At 46.0% G+C, this 26654-nt stretch carries 22 protein-coding genes; 21 read left to right on the forward strand and 1 reads right to left on the reverse strand.

Annotated elements, in window-relative coordinates; genetic code table 11:
* Entirely contained in the window at positions 1-1239 is a 1239-nt protein-coding gene (locus D1814_RS12640) for a dipeptidase (RefSeq protein ID WP_118492784.1), read from the reverse strand.
* A 391-nt stretch (positions 1240-1630) separates the two neighbouring features.
* Between D1814_RS12640 and D1814_RS12645 the strand changes: the two genes are divergently transcribed.
* The 21 genes from D1814_RS12645 (at position 1631) to mutT (ending at position 26612) form a co-directional block, all read left to right on the forward strand.
* Complete coding sequence (locus tag D1814_RS12645; RefSeq protein WP_118492785.1) at positions 1631-2389, forward strand: SapC family protein; 759 nt, start codon at positions 1631-1633, stop codon at positions 2387-2389.
* A 175-nt stretch (positions 2390-2564) separates the two neighbouring features.
* A complete protein-coding gene (locus D1814_RS12650; protein WP_118492786.1) occupies positions 2565-3389 on the forward strand; it encodes a hypothetical protein in 825 nt (274 codons plus the stop codon).
* 426 nt (positions 3390-3815) lie between these two features.
* Positions 3816-4274: a division/cell wall cluster transcriptional repressor MraZ gene (gene mraZ, locus D1814_RS12655; RefSeq protein ID WP_012519465.1), complete on the forward strand. Its 459-nt coding sequence runs from the start codon at positions 3816-3818 to the stop codon at positions 4272-4274.
* Complete coding sequence (gene rsmH, locus D1814_RS12660; protein ID WP_118492787.1) at positions 4271-5212, forward strand: 16S rRNA (cytosine(1402)-N(4))-methyltransferase RsmH; 942 nt, start codon at positions 4271-4273, stop codon at positions 5210-5212. Before mraZ ends, rsmH begins: the two co-directional genes overlap by 4 nt.
* Positions 5209-5544 (forward strand): cell division protein FtsL, encoded by a 336-nt coding sequence (gene ftsL, locus D1814_RS12665; protein ID WP_118492788.1) that lies wholly within the window; start codon positions 5209-5211, stop codon positions 5542-5544. Before rsmH ends, ftsL begins: the two co-directional genes overlap by 4 nt.
* Complete coding sequence (locus D1814_RS12670; protein ID WP_118492790.1) at positions 5541-7316, forward strand: peptidoglycan D,D-transpeptidase FtsI family protein; 1776 nt, start codon at positions 5541-5543, stop codon at positions 7314-7316. The genes ftsL and D1814_RS12670 overlap by 4 nt, the downstream gene beginning before the upstream one ends.
* Entirely contained in the window at positions 7306-8871 is a 1566-nt protein-coding gene (locus D1814_RS12675) for a UDP-N-acetylmuramoyl-L-alanyl-D-glutamate--2,6-diaminopimelate ligase (RefSeq protein WP_118492792.1), read from the forward strand. Before D1814_RS12670 ends, D1814_RS12675 begins: the two co-directional genes overlap by 11 nt.
* Entirely contained in the window at positions 8868-10277 is a 1410-nt protein-coding gene (locus tag D1814_RS12680; protein WP_118492794.1) for a UDP-N-acetylmuramoyl-tripeptide--D-alanyl-D-alanine ligase, read from the forward strand. Before D1814_RS12675 ends, D1814_RS12680 begins: the two co-directional genes overlap by 4 nt.
* Complete coding sequence (gene mraY / locus D1814_RS12685) at positions 10271-11353, forward strand: phospho-N-acetylmuramoyl-pentapeptide-transferase (protein ID WP_014950432.1); 1083 nt, start codon at positions 10271-10273, stop codon at positions 11351-11353. Before D1814_RS12680 ends, mraY begins: the two co-directional genes overlap by 7 nt.
* A gap of 21 nt (positions 11354-11374) precedes the next feature.
* Positions 11375-12883 carry a UDP-N-acetylmuramoyl-L-alanine--D-glutamate ligase gene (murD, locus tag D1814_RS12690; RefSeq protein WP_118492796.1) on the forward strand — a complete coding sequence of 503 codons (1509 nt, stop codon included), beginning with the start codon at positions 11375-11377 and terminating at the stop codon, positions 12881-12883.
* Positions 12880-14304 carry a cell division protein FtsW gene (gene ftsW, locus D1814_RS12695; RefSeq protein ID WP_118492798.1) on the forward strand — a complete coding sequence of 475 codons (1425 nt, stop codon included), beginning with the start codon at positions 12880-12882 and terminating at the stop codon, positions 14302-14304. The genes murD and ftsW overlap by 4 nt, the downstream gene beginning before the upstream one ends.
* The gene (gene murG / locus D1814_RS12700; RefSeq protein WP_118492801.1) at positions 14297-15427 is read left to right on the forward strand and encodes an undecaprenyldiphospho-muramoylpentapeptide beta-N-acetylglucosaminyltransferase; all 1131 of its coding nucleotides are present in this window, start codon (positions 14297-14299) and stop codon (positions 15425-15427) included. Before ftsW ends, murG begins: the two co-directional genes overlap by 8 nt.
* On the forward strand, positions 15427-16872 hold the full coding sequence (gene murC, locus D1814_RS12705; protein WP_118492803.1) for a UDP-N-acetylmuramate--L-alanine ligase: 1446 nt from the start codon (positions 15427-15429) through the stop codon (positions 16870-16872). Before murG ends, murC begins: the two co-directional genes overlap by 1 nt.
* A gap of 1 nt (position 16873) precedes the next feature.
* The gene (locus D1814_RS12710; RefSeq protein WP_118492806.1) at positions 16874-17857 is read left to right on the forward strand and encodes a D-alanine--D-alanine ligase; all 984 of its coding nucleotides are present in this window, start codon (positions 16874-16876) and stop codon (positions 17855-17857) included.
* A gap of 2 nt (positions 17858-17859) precedes the next feature.
* Positions 17860-18630 carry a cell division protein FtsQ/DivIB gene (locus D1814_RS12715; protein WP_118492808.1) on the forward strand — a complete coding sequence of 257 codons (771 nt, stop codon included), beginning with the start codon at positions 17860-17862 and terminating at the stop codon, positions 18628-18630.
* 7 nt (positions 18631-18637) lie between these two features.
* Entirely contained in the window at positions 18638-19867 is a 1230-nt protein-coding gene (gene ftsA, locus D1814_RS12720) for a cell division protein FtsA (RefSeq protein ID WP_118492810.1), read from the forward strand.
* Positions 19868-19976: 109 nt separating this feature from the next.
* Complete coding sequence (gene ftsZ, locus D1814_RS12725) at positions 19977-21143, forward strand: cell division protein FtsZ (RefSeq protein ID WP_118492812.1); 1167 nt, start codon at positions 19977-19979, stop codon at positions 21141-21143.
* A 213-nt stretch (positions 21144-21356) separates the two neighbouring features.
* Positions 21357-22268, forward strand: a complete 912-nt coding sequence (gene lpxC / locus D1814_RS12730; protein ID WP_118492814.1) for a UDP-3-O-acyl-N-acetylglucosamine deacetylase — start codon at positions 21357-21359, stop codon at positions 22266-22268.
* A 197-nt stretch (positions 22269-22465) separates the two neighbouring features.
* Positions 22466-23344: a M23 family metallopeptidase gene (locus D1814_RS12735; protein ID WP_118492816.1), complete on the forward strand. Its 879-nt coding sequence runs from the start codon at positions 22466-22468 to the stop codon at positions 23342-23344.
* Positions 23345-23523: 179 nt separating this feature from the next.
* A complete protein-coding gene (gene secA, locus D1814_RS12740; protein WP_118492818.1) occupies positions 23524-26232 on the forward strand; it encodes a preprotein translocase subunit SecA in 2709 nt (902 codons plus the stop codon).
* A complete protein-coding gene (gene mutT / locus D1814_RS12745; protein WP_118492820.1) occupies positions 26232-26612 on the forward strand; it encodes an 8-oxo-dGTP diphosphatase MutT in 381 nt (126 codons plus the stop codon). Before secA ends, mutT begins: the two co-directional genes overlap by 1 nt.
* The last annotated feature ends 42 nt before the right edge of the window (positions 26613-26654 follow it).

Here is a 26654-nt window from a genome sequence, read left to right on the forward strand (position 1 = left end):
CTAGTGCGCTACCGCGTGATCTTTCGCATAACCTTCCGCATATTCTTCAACTTGTTGCCAAACGCGCAAAAGGTTGCCGCTCAATATCTTTTCAATGTCGGTACGGCTATAACCTCTATCAAGCAACCCTTGTACTAAGTTTGGAAAACTCGCCACGTCTTTAAGCCCAATGGGTAGTGAGTCACCTACACCGTCATAGTCTGAACCAATACCCACGTGATCGACACCAATTAGTTTTACCACGTGATCGATATGGTCAAGCACTTCATCAAGGGTTGAATAAGGGTAAGGCACTTCTTTGCGATAATTCTCTTCAAAGTTCTCTAGCTTAGGGCTGTCTTCGCCTTCTTTTTCAATCAGCGCTTTACGTGCAGCGGTAAGGCCGCTGCGCCATTTGCCGGCTTCTTTAGACACAAAGCTAGAACCAAAGTTAATCATGATCACGCCGCCATTTTCGCCGAGCTTTTTAATCATGTCATCGTTCATGTTGCGCTCAAAGCCAGGGGTGAAACGGCGCAGTGAAGAGTGCGATGCGATGACCGGTACTTTTGTTAGCTCAATAACCTGATAAAAAGCGTCATCGGACACGTGAGAAATATCCAGCATAATGCCAATGTTGTTCATTTCGCCCACCAGGGTTTTGCCAAACGGGCTAAGGCCTTTCCATTTTCTACGCAAGTCATACGAAGAGTCAGAAATATGGTTAGCTTGACTATGAGCAAGTGTAATGTAGCGAATGCCACGCTCGTAAAAAGCCTTTAGATTCGCCAAATCACCTTGAATTGGAGAACCATTTTCCATACCCATCGGCAGTGAAATTACCCCTTTTTCAAATTGAGATTTTACGTCAGAAGGGCTTTTAGCAATGGCAAATTTATCCGGTGCGCGGGCAACAATGGCTTCAACTGAATCGATGAGTTCATGGGCAAGCTGGGTAGATTCAGGTGAGTTGTCCAAACTAGCAGGCACGTAAATACTCATAAAGGGAGCGTTCAGGCCGCCAGATACCGCACGAGGGTAGTCAAAGTCTCCGCCCTCGGTGGCTTTGGTAACATCTACCCATTTTTCCTTAACGCGATAAGGAACATCAATATGGCCATCTACAATAATAGTTTCTTGTGCAATCTTTATAGCTTTTTCAGATGCTGAATACGTGGGAGTGTCAGCAATGACAGAGTGTGAAGCAAAAAGCGCAGAAATAATTAATGCGCAAGATGAAAGTGGAAAGCGCCCCTTCATAGAAAATCCTTATTTTGTTTTTATCGCTTAGGTCAACAACCGCTAACTTAATAGCACTACGAGACTAAAGGATAATGCACACCGCGACAATAGGCTTTTACTTGCTACGCATTTACTTCAAATTGATCTCGTGAATCCTTAAATTAGTCGATATTGCTCATTTTTAGAGCGCTTGTGCTTGTTTACCTCAAGTTTACATTGCAATAAAAATTTAAAACTTGTTATGGTGAAGACTGCGTGACTTCATTGCGCGAATACGGGATACTCCCAAGCGCTCCGCTTATTATCGATGTCAAATATGCATCAGCGCGGCCGACGTAATTTTTTAGTGGCACCCGCTCTTCTCACATAATTAAGCCGGGGCCACAGCTAACAAGTATGAGAAATAAATATGGCTATTAATTTTGTACCGCTAGATAAAGAAAAGCATAAAGACCTAAAGGTCGCGGTAAACACATCTTTCAGCTTTGCGAAAAACACACACCTTGCAGCGGCAACTATCCGTGAATTTGCACAACTAGCTGCAACAATGCCGCTAGTGTTCATTGAAGACACTGCGTCTAAGCGTCACCACGTTGTGACTATGCTTGGTATGGAGCAAGGTCAAAACCTTTTCCTAACTGGCGATAGCTGGAAAGGACCTCACGTTCCAATGAACATCCTTCGCTATCCGTTTGACGTACGTCCAGACGGCGACAAGCTTGGCGTTTACATTGACGAAAACTCTGACCTTATTTCTGATGAAGGCCAAGCTCTATTCACTGAAGCTGGTGAAGCAAGCGAGTTCCTTGATAGCCGTCAGAAGTTCCTAGCAGACCTAGCGAATAGCGAAATGCTAACACAGCGTTTTGTAGCGAAAGTTGTTGAGCTAGACCTACTTGATCCAATTCAAATTCGCCTTACTTACCAAGACGGTAAGCAGCGCAATGTTACAGGCATGATGAGCATTAACGAGAAAAAACTTCTTGAGCTACCTGAAGAGCAAGTACTTGAGCTACATAAACAAGGCTTCCTAGGTGCAATCTATGCGGTAATGATGTCGGTTGGTCAGCTTAATCGTCTTGTTGAGCTTTCAAACGATACAGACAACCCAATTCGCAACATGCAGCTTTCTGCTGTTAAAGCAGAAGAAGCAGCGCCAAGCGCGTAAACGCGCTTCAAACTTAAATGTAAAAACCCGCGATTTCGTCGCGGGTTTTTTTATGTCTAAACACTATGTTCATATTTCGTCATGTTTCGTTCAGAATCCGTTAAGTTTTAATGTCTTATCTTATGCGTAGTGTTATTACACGTCGTTCCCAACACATTTTTTAAGGACAAAAGACATGAACATCAAATCTAATAAACTTTCAACAACGCTAACCGCACTTTCACTTATTACGGCTTCAGTATTTTCAGTCTCAGCGGCACATGCAGCTACACAAAACGAAGTACAAGTAACCGCGGTCGATCTTGAAGGGGTAGATGACAACCTCTACGGTGCTAGATATGTGCGCTACCTTGATGAAGTTAGCGGAAACAGCGGCGCTTATTTAATTAACCCATATCTGCAACGCGTATCTAGTTTGTCTGGTGGTTACGCTAATTTAGATGGTATCGACGTGTTTAACTTAGGTACTACTTTTTATTTCGACGATACGTGGATGCTAGCCATTGAAGGTGCCCACAGTAAATTTGACGACGACTTTGGTGATGAAGATTACACCAATATCGATTTAAAAGTAGGATTTAACTTGTCACGTCAATGGCAAATAGGCGCAGGGGTAATTTATCAGCGCGCCAGCTACGATATTAATGACGGTACAGATAGATACAGCGAAAGCGAGAATGAAACTTCACCTCTAGTTTTCACTCGCTATACCACAGTAGGTAACGGGGGAACCGGTTGGGACTTCGCCGCCCAATACATTGCCGATGATGTTGATGTATTATCTGGAAGTGCGCGTTACTTCTTTAGCCCAGGTCTAAGTGTTCAAGGCAGCTATAGCTACACCAATGCGCCAGACGGCTTTGACAACTTAAAAACTGTAGGGGTGGCTTTAGATTACTGGGTGAATGAGCAATTCTCAGTAGCGGCAAGCTATGAAACAGATTTTGATAGCGATATCGAAAGCGACGTAGCATCGCTCACAGCTTCTTACCGTTTTTAAAGTAGATTAGCCATCAGCTATTGATAGCTAGTAATTATTAACAATGAACTATCAACTTCGGTTGGTAGTTCATTTTTTTTGCATTTATTCCTAGAGGTTGCTTTTATGTTAAGCAACGCATTCAATTTAGATAAAAACAGCCATTCATCGATAAATTTTAAGTTTAATTTTACCCACCTGAATATTTTTTAATCTTTTTTACACGCCTAATCATACACTTCCTAAAAATACTGTATATCCAACCAGTTTGAACCCAGTGTTTATGCGGCCTTCACGCCTTTTTTCTACTTGACAGTGGGGATCATTGATACCTAAACTGTATCTCAGTGGGTAAATGTGGCGAATTGTGGATCAAATCATCATCACTTTGCAGATTAGTACTCAAAAAACAAGAAAACCAAGAGCAAATAATAAAAGGCTAGGGGAATGTTCCGCGGCGCTAACGCAATCAATCTGGATACAAAAGGCAGACTGGCTATACCGACGAAGTATCGTCAGTCGCTGCTGGATGATTGTCAGGGACAACTGGTCTGCACAGTCGATACACAACAAAGTTGTTTGCTGCTTTACCCACTTCCCGAATGGGAAGAGATTGAGCTTAAACTCTCTAAACTTTCAAGCATGATCCCAGCCGAGCGTCGCTTGCAGCGATTGCTACTAGGATATGCTTCAGAAGGTGAGATGGATAAAAGCGGGCGTATTCTTGTTCCTACTCCACTGCGAAGTTTCGCAAAACTCTCAAAAGAAGTCATGTTAGTTGGTCAGTTAAACAAATTCGAAATTTGGGATGCCGATATTTGGGCACAACAAGTTGAAGCTGATATAGACACCGAACGCAAAGGCGAATTTGAACTTACCGAACGATTACAGGACTTTTCTCTATGACGCAGCCTAGCGAATTTAAACATATTTCAGTATTGCTTGACGAATGCATCGAAGCTTTAGCGATTAAACCGAACGGTATCTACATTGACGCCACGTTTGGCCGTGGTGGGCATTCAGCGCATATTCTAGAGGCACTAGGTGAAAACGGACGCCTCATCGCCTTTGACCGCGACCCACAAGCAATCAAAGCAGCAGAACGCTTTGCCGATGATATGCGCTTTAGCATTATCCACTCACCGTTTGGAGATATGGCAGAAGAAATTGACGCGTTAGGGCTAACCGGTAAGATTGACGGTGTGCTAATGGACTTAGGCGTATCTTCACCTCAGCTAGACGATGCTGAACGCGGCTTCAGCTTTCTACGCGACGGTCCCCTTGATATGCGCATGGACACGTCTCGCGGTCAAAGTGCTGCTGATTGGCTGGCTAGCGCAGAAGAGCAAGACATTACGCAGGTTATTAAAGAGTTTGGCGAAGAAAAGTTCGGCAAGCGCATTGCTCACGCTATTGTTAACACGCGTAAAGATACACCTATCACGCGTACTGCACAGCTCGCCAAAATCATTGATGAAGCCGTACCTGTAAAAGACAAATTCAAACACCCTGCAACCCGTGCATTCCAAGGTATTCGCATTTATATCAATGCTGAGCTAGAACAACTTCGCGTGGGCCTTAAAGCGGCTACTCAAGTCTTAGCAAAAGAAGGCCGCTTAGCCGTTATTTCATTTCACTCGTTAGAAGACCGCTTAGTAAAGCGTTTCATTAAGGATCAAAGTAAAGGGAAAGTTGTACCGCACAATTTACCGATAACCCAAGCTGAAATAGATGCAGATAAAGTGCTCAAAGCTCTGGGTAAAGCAATAAAACCTTCAGAGCAGGAGATTGCGAACAACGTTCGCTCCCGCAGTTCGGTATTACGTGTGGCAGAAAAGTTATGACCAAAGCCATACCAGACAAGGCCAGCACTAATTTTAAATTACTGCTAATAATTGTTTCAGATTTGACCCGCAACAAGTTGCGGGTTTTGTTGTATTTAATGGTTATCACAAGTGCTATGGCGGTAACGCTCAGCAGCCATCACAACAGACAGCAGGTCATTGCCCTTGAAGACCTTATGCAAGAGAAGGATGAGCTTGATGTTGAGTGGCGTAACCTCGTGCTCGAACAGCGAGCGTTGACTGAGCATAACCGCATAGAAAACCTGGTTGAAAAGCAGTTAGAAATGTACCGTGCCACGGCAGACGACGAAGTAGTGGTGAGGCTAAAATGAGTACATCTGCACTTTCTCGTAAACGCAAAAAGACAGGTGCAAAACAAAATGTAACGCCAAGCCTAGTGCACTGGCGTTTTGTGGTTGTGCTTATTGTTATCATGTTAGTGTTTGGCGTGTTAGCGGCACGCGCAGCCTACATTCAAGTTATTGAGCCTGATGAGCTTATTCAACAGGGCGACAACCGCACGCTTAGAACCCGTGATATGCCGACCTACCGTGGCCTTATCACCGACAGAAACGGTGTTGAGCTAGCGGTAAGTGTTCCTGTTCGCGCCATTTATGCAGACCCAAAAATTATTCATGAAAATGAAGGCTTCAAAGAGGAGCGCCGCTGGGAAGCGCTAGCGGATGTACTGCGCCAAGACGTTAATGAATTGAAAGAAAAAGTGGCTAACCCCAAGCGTCGCTTCGTTTATCTACAGCGTCAGGTGTCGCCGGCCATGGCAGAGTACGTTGATAAACTAGATATTCCAGGTATCTATCTGCGTCGCGAGAGCCGCCGCTACTATCCTACAGGTGAAGTTTCAGCGCAGTTAATCGGCGTAACCGATGTTGATGACACAGGCGTTGAAGGCTTAGAACGCATGTATAACGAGTGGCTAACGGGCACGCCGGGTTCTCGTAAAATACGCCGCGATGCGAAAGGACGTCAGGTTGAAATTTTAGAGACTAAGTCGGGTGAAAAAGCTGGTGACCTGCAGCTGACCATCGACCAGCGTATTCAGGCTCTAGCCTACAAAGAAATCAAAGAAGCCATGATTTATTATCAATCAAGTTCGGCTTCAGCCATTGTTATTGATGTAAAAACCGGCGACGTATTGGCAATGGTTAATGCACCTTCCTTCAACCCGAACGACAGAAGCAAACTGTCTGCGCACAGAATGCGTAACCGAGTTATTACTGATGCGTTCGAGCCGGGCTCAGCATTGAAGCCACTGGCAGTGCTTACTGCATTAGAATTCGGTGAAGTTGAGCCTGAAGATTCAGTAAACACTAACCCAGGTTGGATGCGTTTGGGCGGCAGTCTAGTAAAAGACTCACGCAACTATGGCGAGCTAACGCTAGAAGAAATTATTCAGCACTCCTCGAACATGGGCACATCGAAACTGGCGCTGTCTGTTCCTAAACAGTTCCTGCTTGATACTTACTACAACATGGGCCTTATGAGTGATACCGGGCTTAACATGGCCGGCGAGAGCAGTGGTATTTTCCATGAGCGTAGTCGCTGGTCTGAATTTGAATTAGCCACCTTGTCATTTGGGTACGGCATTTCTGTAACCACGGCACAGCTGGGGAGACTTTACGCGACATTGGCAAACGGCGGCGTTAAAACACCTCTCAATGTTATCAAATCGCCTGAGCAACCTTCATGGCAAGCTCAATCAGAGCGAGTAATTAGTGAAGAGAACGCAAAAGCCATTGTTCAAATGATGGAAAGCGTAACCCAGCGCGGCGGCACGGCAACCAAAGCGGCAGTTCCAGGCTATCGCGTAGCGGGCAAAACAGGTACCAGCAGAAAAGCGGTCGCTGGCGGCTACGGGGAAGAGTATGTCAACATTTTCGCCGGTATTGCTCCAGTGTCTGACCCAAGGCTAGTCACTATTGTATTGATCAACGAACCAGGCGGCGATTTGTATCACGCAGGGGATACCGCAGCACCTGTATTTTCGTCAATTATGGGTGGTGCACTGCACATGCTAAACGTGACACCAGATGACAAACAGGTTACTTCAAGTCGTTTACTGATGGGAGGTCAAAGTGGTAGTTAGTGCCTTTATTCAAAGTATTAAAGCCTTGTTAGCAAAATTTGGAGTAGATGCCCCAGATATTCGCATTGAAGGTTTAACGTTAGACAGCCGTGAAGTGAATACGCGCTTAGCGTTTGTAGCGGTTAAGGGGCATGAACGTGATGGTCGCGATTTTATACCACAAGCAATAAGTTTAGGGGCTCGTGTAATTCTGGCGCAAACTGAAGACAGTAGAGCCCATGGTCAAATGGAAATGCGCGACCACAGCGTCATCATTTCGCTGTATGAACTACCACAAATGCTTTCTGCATTAGCTGCTGCATTTTATGACTATCCCGCACAAAAAATGGCCACGGTGGCAGTGACAGGAACTAACGGGAAAACCTCTACAGTTCAACTGCTTACACAGATTAAGAGCGCATTAGGTACACGTAGCGCAAGCATAGGAACCTTAGGGAGTAGTGTGTTTGAGGGCGATGAAACCCAGTGGTCGAACACGCCAGCGGAGAACACCACGCCCGATGCCATACGTATGCAATATTTGTTGGCAGACTTTGTGCAAAGCGAAGTGCGCCATACGGCTTTTGAAGCAAGTTCTCACGCATTGGTTCAGGGGCGTCTTGGTACAGTAAAAACCGATATCGCTGTTTTCACCAATCTCACTCGAGATCACCTCGATTATCACGGCACTATGGAAGAGTACGGCAAAGCCAAACGCTTGCTGCTTCAGCAGCCCGGTTTAAAGACTGTGGTTTTAAATGCTAATGATGATGAAAGTAAAAGGTGGGATGGCGCAGCAGATAAGACGATTACACGAATCTGGACAGCGATAGACGAAAGTGGTCTGGATGGAAACGGTGAAAGTGGACTATTGCGCAAACATAACAATCCACAAAGTCGCCATTGTTTCGCCACAAATGCTTCTTATCATGCAGGTGGATGTAGCTTTGAGCTTGTAAGTTCTTGGGGAAGTGCAGCTATTTCGCTGCCATTATTCGGAAAGTTTAATATCAGCAATGTACTTAGCGCCATAGGTACGTTACTAGCTGAAGGTGAGCGTTTTGATGACGTGGTTAACGCGGTAAATGCCATCGCGCCCGTACCCGGGCGAATGGAAGTATTTCCTGTAACGGGGGCGGCCAACTTGGTAGTGGACTATGCGCACACGCCAGACGCTCTGGAGAAAGTGCTGTTAAGCGCCAAGTTCCATACCACAGGTAAGGTGTGGTGTGTGTTTGGTTGCGGTGGCGACCGTGATAAAGGTAAGCGTCCCTTGATGGGCCAGGCTGCTGAGTCAGGCGCTGACGCTATTGTGATCACCACCGACAACAGCAGAAGCGAAAGTCCTGAGTCTATAGCCAAGGACATCATTGCGGGCTTAAAAAATTCTGAGCTGGCAGTATCTATACCGGACCGCGAGCAAGCTATTCGCCACTGCCTTGAGCATGCGCATGAAAGCGACATTATCATTGTGGCCGGAAAAGGCCATGAAGATTACCAAATTATCGGTAACAAAAAGACTAATTATAACGAACGTGCAGTTGTGGCGCGACTGCAACAGGAGTACAGCAAATGATAACAACAACGCTGTCATGGATAGCCGAAAAGGTTAATGGGAAATTATTAAAAGGCGCTGCTGATATCGAAGTATCTGCAGTAAGTACCGATACCCGTACCCTTGAAGATGGCGCAGTTTATCTGGCCTTGAAAGGCCCAAATTTCAACGGCCACGACTTTATCTCAACGGCAGAACAAGCCGGAGCAAGCGCAGTTATTGCCAGTGAAGACGTAGCGACCTCGCTACCTGTCATCGTGGTTGAAGATACCAAAGAAGCACTTGGTCTGTTAGGTGCGGCGGTAAAATCGTATGTGGCGCCAAAAACCATTACCATCACCGGAAGCAGCGGTAAAACCACCGTAAAGGAAATGTGCGCCGCTATTTTGGAGCGAAGAGGTAATGTATTAGCCACAAACGGCAACTTCAATAACGATATCGGCGTGCCGCTAACCCTTCTGCGCTTAGAGCCTCAGCATGAATATGCGGTTATGGAGTTAGGCGCAAATCATATTGGTGAAATCGCCTATACCACGAACCTTGTTAAGCCGGACGTAGCCACTATCGTAAACGCCGCCGCTTCTCATCTAGAAGGGTTTGGCAGCTTGCTAGGTGTGGCGCGAGCCAAAAGTGAAATTTTTAAAGGCTTAGACAATGATGGTGTGGCAGTAGTCAATGTCGACAGTCAATTTGCCGAATTTTGGCAAGGCAAGCTTAAACAAACTAAAACGCTTACGTTTTCCCCGCAGCAGAAAAACAAAGCCGACTTTAGAGCAGAAGATATCACCATTGGATTAGACGGCTGCGCCGCATTCCATTTGGTTTGCCCACACGGTGAGATGTCTATTCAGCTTACCATTCCTGGCGTTCATAACGTGGGGAATGCCCTTGTTGCTGCTGCGCTAACACTACAAGTTGGCGCCACGTTAGAAAATGTGCGCGACGGCTTACTTGCCATGAAGCAAGTTAGCGGCCGCTTGAATGTAAAACAGCTCACCGAGCAAGTTCGCCTGTTAGATGATACCTACAACGCCAACGTGGCGTCTGTTAATGCAGCAATTGATACACTAAGTAGCTTTTCAGGCATTCGCGTTCTTGTGCTAGGCGACATGAAAGAGTTGGGTGAAAAGGCGCGTTTTTACCACGAGCAGGTGGGGGAATACGCTAAACAAAAAGGAATCAACTACCTGTATACCATGGGTGTTTTGAGTCAATCAGCGAGTGCTGTGTTTAATGAAAATGGTGGCCATTTCAGCGATGTTGAAAGTTTGTTGGCCGCAATGGAGAGTGATTTGTTAGTGCAGCAGCGCGATATTTCAATTTTAGTTAAAGGTTCACGCAGTTCTAGAATGGAACGCGTGGTAGAGGCAGTCGAGGCCTCTACGCTGGGAAAGCACGATAGCCGTCGGGAGCGAATAGCATGTTAATTTGGCTAGCCGACTGGCTGACACAATTTGATTCAGGGTTTAACGTATTTTCATACCTTACCCTTCGTGCAATTTTAAGCACGCTGACCGCACTACTTATTGCCATTCTTATTGGCCCTAAGATGATTCGTTATTTGCAGCGCATGCAAATTGGCCAAACGGTGCGTGATGATGGCCCGCAAAGCCATTTATCAAAATCCGGTACACCCACTATGGGCGGGTTGCTGATCCTTGCGGCCATTGTAGTAAGTGGTCTGCTTTGGGCTGACCTGACTAATCGCTATGTGCTGGTAACCCTAACTGTGGTTGTGGCCTACGGTATTATCGGATTTGTTGACGATTATAGAAAAGTAATCCGCAAAGATTCGAAAGGGCTTATCGCGCGCTGGAAGTATTTCTGGCAATCGGTAGTTGCATTAGGCGTCGCATTCTATTTATACAGCAGCGCAACGATAAGTGCTGAAACCTCGCTACTGGTACCCTTCTTCAAAGAAGTGTTTCCACAGTTAGGTGCGTTCTTCATTATCATTACTTACTTTGCCATTGTAGGTACCAGCAATGCGGTAAATCTTACTGATGGATTGGATGGTTTAGCCATCGTTCCAACCATACTAGTTGCAGGCGCATTTGCCATTTTTGCCTATGTGACAGGTAACGCGAACTTTGCCGAATACCTGAATATTCCTCATATTCCACTCACCAGTGAACTGGTGATTGTGTGTACCGCCATGGTTGGTGCAGGCTTAGGCTTTTTATGGTTTAACACGTATCCGGCACAAGTATTTATGGGGGACGTTGGCTCACTAGCGTTAGGCGGCACATTAGGTGTGTTAGCTGTACTGGTACGCCAAGAACTGGTGTTAATCATCATGGGTGGTGTTTTTGTTATGGAAACCCTGTCGGTCATCCTTCAGGTAGGTTCATACAAACTGCGTGGCCAGCGTATTTTCCGCATGGCGCCTATTCACCATCACTATGAATTGAAGGGCTGGCCGGAGCCGCGGGTTATCGTGCGCTTCTGGATCATTTCAATCATTTTGGTTTTGGTGGGGCTTGCTACCCTCAAACTTAGATAAGCGGTAAAGAGATAAATAGTAATGTCGTATAACGTACGTGAGCATAGTTATGTAGTCGGTGGCCTAGGTGTTACAGGTCAGGCTTGCGTGCGCTTTTTGTTGCAAAAGCAGGCTAGGGTTAAAGCGTTTGATACCCGTGCTAATTTTACTGCACCTGTTGACCTTGATGGTGATCTCGACTCTGGCATACAAGCTTTTATGGCAGAGAAGATCACTTGCAATGCCTTAAGTGCTGATTACTTCGATGGCGTTGACACCTTAGTACTAAGCCCGGGTCTTGCATTAGACATTGAACAGGTTGCCTTAGCGCAAAAGTGCGGCGTAGAAGTCATTGGTGATGTCGAGCTGTTTGCCCGTTTAAATACATCTGAAAATAGTACTATGCCAACTAAACGAGTTGTTGGCATAACAGGCTCTAACGGTAAAACCACGGTTACCTTGTTGGTGAACCATTTGCTTAATGCCTGTGGGGTAAAGAGCATTGAAGCAGGCAATGTGGGTCGCCCTGTGCTTGAAGCATTGGAAAGCGATGCAGATGTCGTGGTGATGGAGCTATCAAGCTTTCAACTTGAAACTACGTCTAGCCTGGTGCTTGAAGCTGCCACTGTACTTAATATTTCTGATGATCACCTAGACCGTCACGGTACCCTTGAAGCATATATCGATGCCAAACATCGGATTTTTGATAATGCGAAATCTGCGGTTGTATGGCGCGACGGTGAGTTTGTAGCGCCAGACGAGCAGATTACTGCTGAGGCAAAGTGTAATGCTGCATCAAATATCGTATCCAATGAAGGTGCGTTAGCGTCAAAAAATATTATTGAATATGGACTGGGAGAGTCGAACACAGGATTTGCGATTGCGCCTTTTGAAGATAGAAGCAGTGGCTCAGACGATAAACAAAGCCTATACATTACGTTTAACGGCGAAAAGCTTATTTCCCTTAACGATATTCATTTAGCGGGCATGCATAACGTGCTTAACATTATGGCTGCGTTAGGCTTCTGCTTTGAGCTAGGTGTTTCGCCTGAAACGGCGGTTAAACACCTACATAGTTTCAAATCTGCACCACATCGTTGTGTGGAAATAGCGCGAGTAAACAACGTTCGCTATATCGACGATTCTAAAGCAACAAACATTGGTGCCACAGTTGCAGCCCTTGAAGGGTTAGCTCCAACCCTAGAAGGTAAGCTTGTTCTTATTGCCGGTGGAGACGCTAAAGGCGCTGATATAGACTGCCTTACGCCTTATCTAAGTCAATATGTGTCTCACGTATTTGCTTTAGGCAAAGATGCCCATCTGTTTGAAAAGAGTTTTGCGCATACTACTTGTGTGGCAACCATGAAAGATGCGGTAAAAGCGGCCACAAGGCTTGCAGTTCCTGGTGATGTAGTACTGCTTTCACCTGCGTGCGCAAGCCTAGATATGTTTAAGAACTATATACATCGCGGTAACGTGTTTAAGCAAGATGTACACGATCTACATAATTTACATAACCAGAACAACGGTGCAGTGGAGGCTGAATTATGATGACTGCCTCTACTAAACTTAGCGCGCTATTTGCCGCGAAGCACGACGGACAATCTTCGGCATCGCACCCCTATGACGTGACGCTTATCTTAATTGCGCTCGCGCTAATGAGCATTGGAGTTGTTATTGTTACGTCAGCATCAATGCCGGTGGCTGATAGACTGCATGACAATCCCTTCTATTTTGCTATTCGCCACGGTATTTATATTGTTGGAGCCATCATTGCCGCAATGGTCGTACTGAATTTGCCTATGCAGTTTTGGCGCATGACCAACCCCTACCTTCTGCTTGCGGCTATCGCGTTATTATTGGCGGTACTGGTAGTGGGAAGAACCGTAAACGGTAGTACCCGGTGGTTGGCGATTGGGCCCATCACCATTCAAGCGGCCGAACCAGCTAAGCTCTTTTTCTTTGCGTATTTAGCTGGGTATTTAGTTCGTCGTTACGAAGAAGTTACTGAAAATCTAAAAGGCTTTATTAAGCCCCTTGTGGTGTTCTTTGCGTTAGCGATGTTGTTACTGCTACAGCCAGATTTAGGTACGGTCGTTGTGATGTTTGCAACCACGATTGGCTTGTTGTTTTTAGCGGGTGCACGACTTTGGCAGTTCTTCGCCTTGGTGTTTGCCGGCATATTGGCGGTTGTAGCGCTTATCGTGTTCGAAGAGTACCGAATGAAACGGGTTACCTCTTTTTTAGATCCTTGGGCCGACCCATTTGGTGCGGGTTATCAGCTAACCCAGTCTTTAATGGCCTATGGCCGCGGGAACTGGTTTGGGCAAGGCCTTGGCAATAGTTTGCAAAAATTGGAATTCTTACCCGAAGCACACACTGACTTTGTTATGGCTATTTTAGCTGAAGAACTCGGCTTTGTTGGGGTGCTTGCAGTACTTGGTCTTATTTTATGGATGGTGTTGCGTGCGCTGAGCATCGGTAACAAGGCACTTGAAAAAGGGCGGGCGTTTGATGGTTATATGGCTTACAGCATAGGCATCTGGTTTAGTTTCCAAACGGCGGTAAATATAGGCGCAAGCGCCGGTATCCTGCCCACCAAAGGGTTAACACTGCCGTTGGTTAGCTACGGTGGCTCGTCACTTATTATTATGTCAGTAGCAGTAGCCATATTACTTCGAATCGATTTTGAATTACGTGTTGATGGCGTACAGGCGATTGGTCGGGGCGACAGCAAATCCGGTAAGAGTAAAGCTCGCCGTAAAAAGCCTATTCCTACAAACGCGTCCAAATCTAAAGCGTCACATGCTGAGGGTGAGGCAAGGGCAGAAAGCAAGGCCGATGAAGCCGATTTTTCTACAGCAACGGTCGAAGCTAAACCTAGCGCTAAAACATCAAGCGTAGAAGATGAAGGTAAAGCTGGCATTAAAGCCATACTCGCGCGCGTAGCGCAGGAGGCGGACAATGGCTAAGCGTTGCTTAATTATGGCAGGTGGCACAGGCGGCCATGTTTTCCCAGGTCTTGCAGTGGCAAACGCGCTTCGAAATAAAGGCTGGGATATCCATTGGCTAGGCACTGCCGAGCGAATGGAGGCGCAAGTTGTGCCCAAGCACAATATTCCTATCCACTTTATTCCTGTAAAAGGGCTTCGTGGTAAAGGGGTATCGGCACGTCTTCAAGGCGCCGTTGCCTTAGTCAAAAGCTTATTTTCAGCAAGACGCATCATAAAGCGTCTTCAACCTGACATTGTTATTGGCTTTGGTGGCTATGCGAGTGGCCCAGGCGGGGTTGCAGCAAAAAGCTTAGGTATTCCTGTGATAGTGCATGAACAGAATGCAGCGGCGGGTATGACCAATAAGCTTCTTAGCAAAATCGCAAGTCGCGTATTGCTTGGCTTTAACGATGCTAAAGAACAATTTTCAGGGGCTGCGGATAAAGTGCATACTGTTGGCAATCCTGTTCGCGATGAAATTTGGCAGGTGATGCCCAAAGCTGAAGATAGTAGCGCAGGCGCTCGTGCAAACCCTCTTGAAAACACCAGTGAGCACAAGCAAGGTTTAAATATGCTTGTGGTTGGCGGCAGTTTAGGCGCACAGATTTTGAATGAAACTGTGCCCGAGACATGCGGTGTACTAGAAGGCTTATCAATAAAGCACCAGTGCGGTAGAGGTAACAGTGAAAATGTTGCTCAAGCTTATAAATCTGTAGGCGCTGATATGTCGAAAGTTGATGTCAGCGATTTTATTGAGGACATGGCTGCAGCGTACGAATGGGCAGATTTTATTGTATGTAGAGCAGGTGCACTTACGGTGAGTGAGGTTGCAGCAGCGGGTCGTGCAGCTATCTTTGTTCCGCTACCGTTCGCAGTTGACGATCATCAAACGAAAAATGCGCAGTCGTTAGTGAAGCAAAATGCCGCACTGATGATTGCTCAATCAGTATTAAAAGAAAATTTAGGGCAGGCGGTGCGTCAGTGGTTACAACACCCTGAAGGCTGCTTGAATATGGGGCGCGTTGCAAAAACATGTGCGAGCACCCATGCCACGGAAAATGTAGTAAGCCACGTTAAAAGTGTGGTAGGAGTAGGGGACTAATGGTTTTTAAAACCCCATTTGAAAGCCCGCAAATGCGCAGGGTTAAAAATATATTCTTTATCGGCATCGGTGGTGCCGGTATGGGTGGTATTGCAGAAGTACTGCTGAACGAAGGTTATGCAATTGCTGGCTCTGACATTCAAGAGGGGCCAATGACGCAGCGCTTAAGTGAATTAGGCGCTGATGTGAAAATAGGTCATCGCGCTGAAAATGTCGAAGGCATGGACGTTATTGTTGTATCTAGCGCTATCAATGAGCAAAACCCTGAAATAATCGTAGCGCGTGAGAAGCGTATACCCATCATTCGCCGCGCTGAAATGTTGGCAGAATTGATGCGGTTCCGTCACGGTATCGCAGTGGCGGGTACCCACGGCAAAACAACCACAACCAGTTTGATATCAACAATTTTCGCAGAAGCCGAGTACGACCCTACGTTTGTTATCGGTGGCTTGCTTAACAGTGCCGGTACTAACGCCCGTTTAGGTAAAAGCCGTTACCTCATAGCAGAAGCTGATGAGAGCGATGCATCGTTTCTTCATTTGCAGCCGATGGTATCGGTTGTGACCAATATTGAAGCGGATCATATGGATACCTATGGCGGAGACTTCTCGAAAGTAAAAGATACCTTTGTTGAGTTTTTGTCGAACCTACCATTTTACGGACAAGCCATTGTGTGCGGTGACGATGCGAATATTCAAGAAATTCGCCCTCGTATAGGCCGAAGCATTCTTACCTACGGTTTTGAGTCTCACAATGACTACCGTGCAGAAAACGTTTCACTGTCATTCGGCAAAGCGAATTTTACCGTTATTCGCCCAGAGCGTGAACCCTTAGATATTACGTTAAACCTCACCGGCAATCACAATGTGCTTAACGCCCTAGCTGCTATTGCAGTGGCTTGCGATGAAGGCGTGGATGACGATGCTATTGTCCGTGCACTAGCTAGCTTTGGTGGAATAGGTCGTCGATTCGAGCAGCTAGGCACATTTAATACCAGCAAAGGCGAGGTGTGTTTGGTGGATGACTATGGTCATCACCCAACGGAAGTAAGAGCAACTATCGCAGCGGCTCGCGCAAACTGGCCAGATAAACGTTTAGTCATGGTTTACCAGCCTCACCGTTTCACACGAACCAGAGATCTCTATGAAGATTTCGTTGAAGTACTGTCGAGCGTTGATGCACTGTTGCTTCTAGATGTCTATGCTGCGAGCGAACAGCCTATTGAAGGTGCTGATAGTAAAGCGCTGTGTCGTTCCATTCGTCAACGCGGTCAAATAGAGCCTGTATATGTAGGCGACAAAGACGCCTTGCCGGCTATTTTGGCTAATATTATGCAGGACGGCGACATCGTCATGACTCAAGGTGCTGGTAACATTGGACAAATTGCCAAGCTTTTGGCTCGACATGAGTTAGAGCCTGCAACACTTGCTAAGGAAGGAAAATAAAATGTTTACTCCCTCAGTAAGTATTCACTCACAGAAAACGCATTCACCTAGCGAATACGGTAAAGTGGCTGTACTGCTTGGTGGTGACTCTGCAGAGCGCGAAGTATCACTCAATTCAGGGAACGCGGTATTAAAGGCGCTATTAAGGCAAGGCGTGGATGCCTTTGGATTTGACCCGGCAGAACGACCGCTAACCGACCTTCTCGAATTAAAAGTCGACAGAGCGCTAATCATGCTGCACGGTCGTGGCGGTGAGGATGGCTCTATGCAGGGTGCGCTTCAGTTCTTGAAAATACCTTATACGGGGAGCCCAGTTTTAGGCTCTGCGCTGGCAATGGATAAAATTCATACTAAGCAAGTGTGGCAAAGTTTAGGTCTACCCACTGCAAAATATGAAATTGCTGATAAAAGGCACTTTGAAGCTGGTAAGTGCAGCGCTATAATGGATAAATTGGGGAATGAAGTCATGGTAAAACCGGCCAGAGAAGGGTCGAGTATTGGCATGGCGAGAGTGACAAGCGCTAAACAACTCGAAACTGCCATTCAGGACGCTTTTAAATACGATAATCAAGTCCTGTTAGAGCAGTATATAGACGGCCCCGAATTTACTGTTTCTGTATTACAGGGGCAGGCGTTGCCGTCTATTCGCATGTCTACTCCACATACATTCTATGATTATGCTGCGAAATATCAGGATAATACAACAGAATACTATTGCCCAAGCGGCTTGTCTGAAGAGCAAGAAGCACAGTTAGCGAAATTAGCATCTCGTGCATTTGACGCTATTTCTGGCAGCGGCTGGGGAAGGATAGATGTTATGCAGGACAACCAAAGGCAATTTTACTTGCTAGAGGCGAATACGGTTCCTGGCATGACGGAAAAGAGTTTGGTGCCTAAGGCAGCCAAAGTTGCAGGATTAACATTTGATGAACTGGTACTAAGTATTCTTTCTACCAGTTTTGATGACGTTGCAAACAAGGCGTAAATGTGGCTGATACCAATACTAATCAAAATAAGCCAGCTTCTGAAAAGGCAGGCAAAAGCAAAACGGCAGTATGGGGCGGCGTCGCTTTCTTACTGTTTGTAATTGCTGGATTAGTATTTGGCGGGCTTAAAGCAAACCAGTATTTGCAGGACGAACAGCAAATGCCGGTTCAGGTTATCGATTTTTCTGGTGATTATCAGCACATCGATATAACCAAGTTAGAGCGTTTAATTCGCCAAGCGCAGCCAGGAAGCTTCTTCGCGCTCGACGTTAATGAAGTATTTGAGCTGGTTGAAGCGCAGTCTTGGGTTTACCGCGCATCAGTGAGAAAAAAATGGCCAAATACGTTAAAAATTTATTTGGTTGAGCAGCAGCCTGTTGCGCAATGGAATGAAGATTTGTTGTTAAACCCTTATGGGGATACGTTTAATAACGAGGGCGTGAAGTTAGACTTACCGCGTCTTTACGGCCCAGGTGGTAGTGAAAAAACCGCCCTTGAAGGCTACAACGCCATGCACGCGCTGATTGCAACAACAGACATGGCAATAGACGAATTGTCATTGAGTGAACGATTTGCATGGCAAGTGCAGTTGAAAAACGGCATTAAATTGAATTTAGGACGCCAGGAGTTTATCGATAGACTACAAAGGTTTATTGATGTGTATCCACTTCTGGCGCAACAAGAGAAGGCGGTGAAATACGTCGACCTTCGCTATGACACGGGCGTAGCAGTCGGATGGAAAGATGACAGCGCCACAGATAAAGAGAGTTAAGGAAACCATGTCAAAACCTGCTGAACGCAATTTGATTGTAGGGCTAGATATCGGCACCAGCCAAGTAAAGGCCGTGGTGGGTGAATTACTAGAAGACGATCAAATCAGTATCGTAGGCGTGGGCACCCATGCATCGAAAGGCATGGATAAGGGCGGCGTTAACGATTTAAACCTGGTCGTTAAGTCGGTACAGCGTGCAGTAAACGAGATGGAGTTAATGGCAGATTGCCGTGTGTCTTCAGTTTTCATGTCTATCTCGGGACGTCACGTAAAATGCCAAAACGAAAACGGTATGGTACCGATTAATAACCAAGAAGTAACACAAGAAGATGTAGATAACGTTATTCATGCAGCGCGCAGTGTGCCGATTGCAGCGGAACGTCGTTTACTTCATGTGCTACCTCAAGAATTCACCATTGATGTACAAGAAGGCATTAAAAACCCAATCGGTATGTCAGGAGTAAGAATGGAAGCTGATGCTCACATTATTACCTGTGCCGACGATATGGCGAAAAACATGGTGAAGTGTGTTGAGCGTTGTGAACTTAATGCCGATCAGCTGATCTTTTCAGCATTGGCATCAAGTTATGCAGTGTTAACTGACGATGAACGCGAACTTGGCGTATGTGTGGTTGACATTGGTGGCGGTACTATGGATATGGTTATATTCACAGATGGTGCGATTCGCCACACGGCAGTTATACCGGTTGCGGGTAATCAAATTACCAGCGACATCGCTAAAATATTTAGAACGCCTATTAGCAATGCAGAAGAAATTAAGGTGAATTACGCCTGTGCATTGAAAGATATGGTGAGTATGGAAGACAGTATTGAGGTGCCTAGCGTAGGTGGACGCCCGGCTAGGGTCATGTCTCGCCATACGCTAGCTGAGGTCATTGAACCTCGCTACCAAGAGCTTTTTGAGCTGGTACATGATGAAATTCGTGCCAGCGGTCTGGAGGAGCAAATCGCAGCAGGTCTTGTACTTACTGGCGGTACCGCTAAGATGGAAGGTGCTGTGGAATTTGCCGAAGAACTTTTCCAGATGCCCGTGCGCGTGGGCAAACCCATCAATGTAAAAGGCTTGTCCGAATACGTTGATGATGCTGGCTTTGCGACAGTTGTAGGACTGCTGCAATATGGCAAAGTACAGTCTGATAATAAGAAGTCCAGTACGCAGAAACCCGGTGAAAGCTTATTTCATCGAGTGCAAAGCTGGTTTAAAGGTGAATTTTAATTTTATTTTGGGGGCGCTATAGCTACGGCATTAAGGCTAGCAGGAAGCAAATAGCCTAAGGGAATGACCTGGCGTAGTGTTTAAAAAGACGTACAACCGGAGAGTAAGTATGTTCGAATTAATGGATAGTCACGGCGAAGAAGCCGTAATCAAAGTCATCGGTGTCGGTGGCGGCGGTGGTAATGCTGTTGAGCACATGGTGTCTCAAAGCATTGAAGGCGTAGAATTTATCGCAGTTAACACCGATGCACAGGTGCTTCGCAGCTCAAGTGCAGACGTTACACTTCAAATCGGCTCTAGCGTAACAAAAGGGTTAGGTGCGGGTGCTGATCCGAACATTGGTCGCGAAGCTGCGCAAGAAGACAGAGAAACCATTCGTCAGGCGCTAGACGGTGCCGATATGGTTTTCATCACGGCCGGTATGGGCGGTGGTACAGGTACAGGTGCAGCACCTGAAGTAGCGAAGATTGCTCGAGAAATGGGTATTCTTACGGTAGCGGTAGTGACTAAGCCGTTCCCATTTGAAGGTAAAAAGCGTACCTCTTTTGCTGAGCAAGGCACTGTAGAGCTTGCTAACAATGTTGACTCGCTAATTACTATTCCTAACGAAAAGCTATTAAAAGTAATGGGGCCAGGTACGCCGCTTCTGCAAGCATTCAGCGCGGCAAACGACGTTCTACGCGGTGCAGTTCAGGGTATTGCGGAGCTTATTACTCGCCCAGGTCTGATCAACGTTGACTTTGCAGACGTACGTACTGTTATGTCTGAGATGGGTAAAGCTATGATGGGTAGCGGTGCAGCAAGCGGTCCAGACCGTGCTGAAGAAGCTGCTGAAGCAGCTATCGCCAGTCCACTTCTTGAAGATATCGACCTGTCAGGTGCACGGGGTATTCTTGTGAATATCACAGCGGGACCAGATTTTGCGATTGATGAATTTGAGACCGTGGGTAACGCAGTTAAAGCGTTCGCATCTGAAAACGCGACCGTGGTTGTGGGTACGGTTATCGATATGGAAATGACGGATGAGCTTCGCGTAACGGTTGTTGCGACCGGCATTGGCGCAGAGCGCAAGCCTGACATTTCATTAGTAAGCGCAGAAGGTTCTCGTCTTACACAGCCAGCTAAAGAATACGGTAATTCACAGACAAGTGAACCGCGCTCTGCAGTAGGTGGTACAGAGGGCAACCAAGCGCTGAAAGCTGACGACAGTGCTCAGCCAGATAACGATTTGGAGTATTTAGATATTCCTGCGTTTCTTCGCAAGCAGGCAGACTAATTTAGCTGCCTGAAAAGGAAGGGAATTATTTTACGTTTGTGTTGTCTTACTTAGTAGGATGTATTTACACAGCGTGAAGAATTTCGCGTGGATAGGTCAAAAAGATGCGTAATCTGACAAGGTAAAACTTGCCAGGACGGGTGTTTTTTGACATGTGAGTAATAACTCACTATAATTCGCGCCCGCTTTTTTAATAGGTAAAAGCTTAAGCAGATGATTAGACAACGTACAATCAAGCAATCGGTACAAGAGACCGGAATTGGGCTTCATAAAGGGGAAAAGGTCACAATGACTCTCCGACCTGCGCCAGCAAACACGGGTATCGTGTTTAGGCGTGTTGACCTTGAACCACATGTTGACATACCTTCGCGTGCGAATGCGGTAGGTAATACTATGCTGTGTACGTGTCTAAATAATGAAGACGGTGTAACTATCCAGACGGTAGAGCACTTAGCGTCTGCGCTTGCGGGTTTAGGTATCGACAACATTATTGTTGAAGTAGACAGTAACGAGCTGCCAATTATGGACGGAAGTGCTAGCCCGTTCGTATTTTTACTTCAATCTGCCGGTGTTGAAGAGCTAAACGCGCCTAAGCAGTTTATTCGTATTAAAAAGCCAGTTCGTGTAGAAGATGGTGATAAGTGGGCCGAGTTAGTACCTTACGACGGCTTTCGTGTCGATTTTCAGATTGACTTTGACCACCCTGTAATCAGCCAGACTCGCCAGCATATGGTTATGGATTTTGATTCATGCTCGTATGTAAACGAAGTTAGTCGTGCTCGTACATTTGGCTTTATGCGCGACTTGGAGTACATGAATGCTAACAACCTAGCGTTGGGTGGAAGCATGGAAAATGCAGTGGCGCTAGATGAGTTCCGCGTGCTTAACCCAGAAGGGTTACGCTACGATGATGAGTTCTTAAAGCATAAGATTTTGGATGCTATTGGTGACTTATATCTTGGCGGTCATAGTTTGATTGGTGAGCTGCGTGCTTATAAGACTGGGCACGGTCTTAACAACAAGCTATTAAATGCGGTACTTGCGCAAAAAGAGTGTTGGGAGTTCGTGACCTACGACTCGCAGGAAACGGCACCTATTCGTTATGCTCAGCCCGTGTTAGCGTAAGAATTTCAAAAAGCCGCCTAACGGGCGGCTTTTTTTCGTATGGCATTTACTGAAATAAATGATACAGTAGCCGAATAATTAATATAAATTTCACCCACGTGACACAAAAATAATCAGTCAAAGGTCTTTGCTTTTGTCTACAAAACTATTCACAGTGGTCTGAAAAAGTGGCGTGAAACAGAAACATTCTTCGTGGTATGAAATTAACAATCACATTAGCAGGTAAAAATAAACGCTACAGGCACAGTATTAGTGTCCGTACGCTTGTGAGTGCGACCGTGCTCTCGTCTATTTTTATGCTAGTGTCGAGCCGCTCTACTGAATCTGTGTCAGAAGACGTTGCGCGCGTTCGTTTAGCGCAAACAGAAGTCAGCGAAAAACAAAAAGACGTTGAAGCGCTTAAACAACAAACCACGGTAAAATTAAAAGCATTGCTTACTCATGTCGCAGAATTGTCTGCACAGACATCGCTGCTTGATGAAAAGAGTAAGCAAATCGCAACAGAATTAGGTATGTCAGCGGCTGACCTGGACGCTTTCGTACCGGTATCGATACCGGAAAACCTCCACGACGATCCTGTCCTTCATGAAATAGCCAAACTAGAGCAGTCTCTTGATCTAAAGTCTCAACAGTTGTCTATGCTTGAAAGTTTGGTAAGGGGTCACCATATCAACGAACAGAGCCAATTATCTGGTCGTCCGATAGAGTCAGGATGGTTGTCTTCTTATTATGGTATGCGGGCCGACCCGTTTACCGGCGAACCTACCATGCACAAAGGGCTAGACTTCGCAGGTAAAGCAGGGGAAAACGTAGTAGCAACTGCTGCAGGAATTGTAACCTGGGCAGGGGAGCGCTACGGCTATGGCCAACTAGTAGAAATTGATCACGGTGATGGCTTTGTTACCCGATATGGGCATAACGACACCCTTACTGTTTCAATAGGTGATGTGGTGACCAAAGGGGAGCCAATTGCAAAAATGGGCAATACAGGGCGCTCGACCGGCGTTCATGTCCACTACGAAGTAATAAGAAACGGAAAACCAATCGATCCTCTACCTTTCGTTTACAAAAAGTAGACTAGGTAGCAGCCAGGTAGTTCTCGTGGAAAATACCTTATTAAATGAGGTTATTTGAAACGGAGAAGCATAATTTTAGAACATCGCAAAACACAGCGTATTTAATGTTGTGTTTTATACGTTTAATTTAGCTGTGCACGATGTGCGGCGCCTCGACAAGTAGTGGAATATAAAAGCTAATGTTTTCAAGCATCCTTCGAAAAGTATTCGGTAGTAGAAACGACCGATTATTAAAAAAATTACGCAAAAACGTAGATGCCATCAATGCACTGGAAGCAGAATTTGAAAAGCTTTCCGATGAGGCGCTAAAGGCCAAAACTGACGAATTTAAAGCGCGCATTGAAAAGGGCGAAACCCTAGACAGTATTCTTATTGAAGCCTTTGCTACGGTGCGCGAAGCCAGTAAACGTGTTTACGGTATGCGTCATTTCGACGTTCAGATGCTTGGCGGTCAGGTACTACATGAAGGCAAAATTTCTGAAATGCGTACCGGTGAAGGTAAAACCCTTACCGCTACTTTGCCAACTTACCTAAATGCACTATCGGGTAAAGGTGTTCACGTTGTTACCGTGAATGACTACCTGGCACGACGTGATGCTGAGTGGAGTAATCAGTTATTCACGTTTTTAGGTATGCGCGTAGGTTGCAACGTACCGGGAATGTCACCCGAGCAAAAGCGCGATGCTTACCAAGCAGATGTTACCTACGGTACCAACAACGAATTCGGTTTCGATTATCTGCGCGACAATATGGCGTTTAGCCCGCAAGACCGCGTTCAGCGCCCGCTTAACTATGCAGTAGTGGATGAAGTTGATTCCATCCTTATTGACGAAGCCCGTACGCCACTTATTATTTCTGGCCAAGCTGAAGATAGTTCAGAGCTTTATCGCCGTATTAACACCATTATTCCTAAGCTTGTTCAGCAAGAAAAAGAAGATGAAGAAGGCCAAGAAGGCGACGGTGATTACACTATCGATCTTAAAGCAAAACAAATCCACCTTACCGAGCGCGGTCAAATTCATGTAGAAGAAATCCTTCATGAAGAAGGTTTGTTGCCTGAAGGTGAATCGCTTTTTGCTGCAGGTAATATTTCACTGCTTCACCACATCAATGCGGCACTTCGCGCGCACAAGTTGTTCTCGAAAGACGTAGACTACATTGTTAAAGAAGACCAAATCGTTATTGTTGACGAGCACACGGGTCGTACTATGGAAGGCCGTCGCTGGTCTGAAGGTTTGCACCAAGCTGTAGAGGCGAAAGAAGGGGTTCGTATTCAAAATGAAAACCAAACCCTTGCTTCAATTACTTTCCAGAATTACTTCCGCTTGTATAACAAGCTTGCGGGTATGACAGGTACTGCCGATACAGAGGCTTTTGAATTTAACCATATTTACGGCTTAGAAACGGTTGTTATACCAACTAACCGCCCTATGCAACGTAAAGATATGGCGGACCTCATCTACCTTACTGCAGAAGAAAAATACGAAGCCATCGTCGAAGACATTAAAGAGTGCGTTAAACGTGGTCAGCCTACGCTTGTGGGCACCGTTTCTATCGAGAACTCAGAGCTGATTTCTCGTATTCTTAAAAAATCGAAAATCCCGCATAAGGTACTTAACGCTAAATTCCACGAACATGAAGCGGATATCGTTGCTCAGGCAGGTAAGCCTGGTGCGGTAACCATTGCAACCAACATGGCAGGTCGTGGTACCGATATTGTGTTAGGTGGTAACTGGCAGGCGGAAGTTGAGAAGATTGAAAATCCAACTGAAGCACAAATCGAAAAGATTAAAGCAGAATGGAAGAAAAGCCACGATGCCGTACTTGAAGCAGGTGGTTTACATATTATTGGTACAGAACGTCACGAGTCTCGCCGTATAGATAACCAGCTTCGCGGCCGTTCAGGTCGTCAGGGTGACCCAGGTTCAAGCCGTTTCTACCTTTCATTAGACGATGCGCTGATGCGTATCTTTGCCTCTGAAAAAATGGGCAACATGATGAAGCGTCTGGGTATGGAGCGTGGTGAAGCCATTGAGCACCCATGGGTAACTCGCGCCATTGAAAATGCACAGCGCAAAGTAGAAGGCCGTAACTTTGATATTCGTAAGCAGCTACTTGAATACGATGATGTAGCCAACGACCAGCGTAAAGTTATTTACGAACAGCGTAATGAACTTCTTGATGAAGGCGATATTAGCGAGACGATTGCTGCCATCCGTGAAGATGTTATTTCAAGCGTTGTCGATGAGTACATTCCACCACAATCGTTAGAGGAAATGTGGGATGTAAGCGGCCTTGAAGAGCGTATGCGTGCCGATTTCGCCGTAGATTTGCCAATCAAAACATGGCTTGAAAATGACGACAAGCTTTATGAAGAGAAGCTTCGCGAGCGAATCTTAGGTGAAGTGGTAAGCGCCTATAAGCAAAAAGAAGAAGTGGTAGGTGAACAAGTACTGCGTCAGTTTGAAAAAGCGGTAATGCTTCAGAACCTAGACAGTCACTGGAAAGAGCATTTGGCTGCCATGGACCATTTACGTCAAGGTATTCACCTACGTGGTTATGCGCAGAAAAATCCTAAGCAAGAATACAAGCGTGAGTCGTTTGCTTTGTTCTCGCAAATGCTAGAAGCTCTTAAAGTTGAAGTGATCACCATTCTTGCGCGTGTAAAAGTACAAGCTGAAGAAGACGTGCAAAAAGTAGAAGAGCAACGTCGTCAAGCTGACGATGTGCCTAAGAACTTTGAACACCAAGAAGCGAACGCAACGCCAGAAGAGGCAAGTGACAAAGTGCGTACCCAAGTTCGCGAAGGCGCAAAAGTAGGCCGTAACGACCCATGTCCTTGTGGTTCTGGTAAAAAGTATAAGCAGTGTCACGGTAAGCTTAAGTAATGAAAGTGGTACATGTTGCTGTGGGCGTTATCGCCCGCGGCGATGACATATTTATTACCCTTAGGCCTGACAATGCTCATCAAGGCGGGAAATGGGAGTTTCCAGGCGGAAAAGTGGAAGCAGGCGAAACCGTGCTTCACGCCTTAAAGCGTGAACTTGCTGAAGAAGTGGGAATTAGCGTTAATCGCTGTGAGCCAGTGATTGTTATCACCCATGACTATGGCGATAAGCAAGTTAAGCTAGACGTTCATCGCGTTTTAGACTTTACCGGTGAACCTCATGGCAAAGAAGGTCAACAGTCGCGGTGGGTAAATGTGCAGGCGCTTAACGCCGAAGACTTCCCAGAAGCGAACGTCCCTATAATCAACGCATTGCAGTAATAAAAAATGGCCACATCAAGATGTGGCCATTTTTTTATCAGC

The sequence above is a fragment of the Alteromonas sp. BL110 genome (assembly GCF_003443615.1).
Lineage (GTDB): Bacteria > Pseudomonadota > Gammaproteobacteria > Enterobacterales > Alteromonadaceae > Alteromonas.

Coding starts and splice junctions, on each gene's coding strand:
- ftsZ (WP_118492812.1), top strand. CDS start 19,977: ATGTTCGAATTAATGGATAGTCACGGCGAAGAAGCCGTAATCAAAGTC.
- mraZ (WP_012519465.1), top strand. CDS start 3,816: ATGTTCCGCGGCGCTAACGCAATCAATCTGGATACAAAAGGCAGACTG.
- D1814_RS12735 (WP_118492816.1), top strand. CDS start 22,466: ATGAAATTAACAATCACATTAGCAGGTAAAAATAAACGCTACAGGCAC.
- secA (WP_118492818.1), top strand. CDS start 23,524: ATGTTTTCAAGCATCCTTCGAAAAGTATTCGGTAGTAGAAACGACCGA.
- ftsW (WP_118492798.1), top strand. CDS start 12,880: ATGATGACTGCCTCTACTAAACTTAGCGCGCTATTTGCCGCGAAGCAC.
- D1814_RS12670 (WP_118492790.1), top strand. CDS start 5,541: ATGAGTACATCTGCACTTTCTCGTAAACGCAAAAAGACAGGTGCAAAA.
- mraY (WP_014950432.1), top strand. CDS start 10,271: ATGTTAATTTGGCTAGCCGACTGGCTGACACAATTTGATTCAGGGTTT.
- lpxC (WP_118492814.1), top strand. CDS start 21,357: ATGATTAGACAACGTACAATCAAGCAATCGGTACAAGAGACCGGAATT.
- D1814_RS12710 (WP_118492806.1), top strand. CDS start 16,874: ATGTTTACTCCCTCAGTAAGTATTCACTCACAGAAAACGCATTCACCT.
- murC (WP_118492803.1), top strand. CDS start 15,427: ATGGTTTTTAAAACCCCATTTGAAAGCCCGCAAATGCGCAGGGTTAAA.
- rsmH (WP_118492787.1), top strand. CDS start 4,271: ATGACGCAGCCTAGCGAATTTAAACATATTTCAGTATTGCTTGACGAA.
- ftsA (WP_118492810.1), top strand. CDS start 18,638: ATGTCAAAACCTGCTGAACGCAATTTGATTGTAGGGCTAGATATCGGC.
- ftsL (WP_118492788.1), top strand. CDS start 5,209: ATGACCAAAGCCATACCAGACAAGGCCAGCACTAATTTTAAATTACTG.
- D1814_RS12645 (WP_118492785.1), top strand. CDS start 1,631: ATGGCTATTAATTTTGTACCGCTAGATAAAGAAAAGCATAAAGACCTA.
- D1814_RS12640 (WP_118492784.1), bottom strand. CDS start 1,239: ATGAAGGGGCGCTTTCCACTTTCATCTTGCGCATTAATTATTTCTGCG.
- mutT (WP_118492820.1), top strand. CDS start 26,232: ATGAAAGTGGTACATGTTGCTGTGGGCGTTATCGCCCGCGGCGATGAC.
- murD (WP_118492796.1), top strand. CDS start 11,375: ATGTCGTATAACGTACGTGAGCATAGTTATGTAGTCGGTGGCCTAGGT.
- D1814_RS12650 (WP_118492786.1), top strand. CDS start 2,565: ATGAACATCAAATCTAATAAACTTTCAACAACGCTAACCGCACTTTCA.
- murG (WP_118492801.1), top strand. CDS start 14,297: ATGGCTAAGCGTTGCTTAATTATGGCAGGTGGCACAGGCGGCCATGTT.
- D1814_RS12680 (WP_118492794.1), top strand. CDS start 8,868: ATGATAACAACAACGCTGTCATGGATAGCCGAAAAGGTTAATGGGAAA.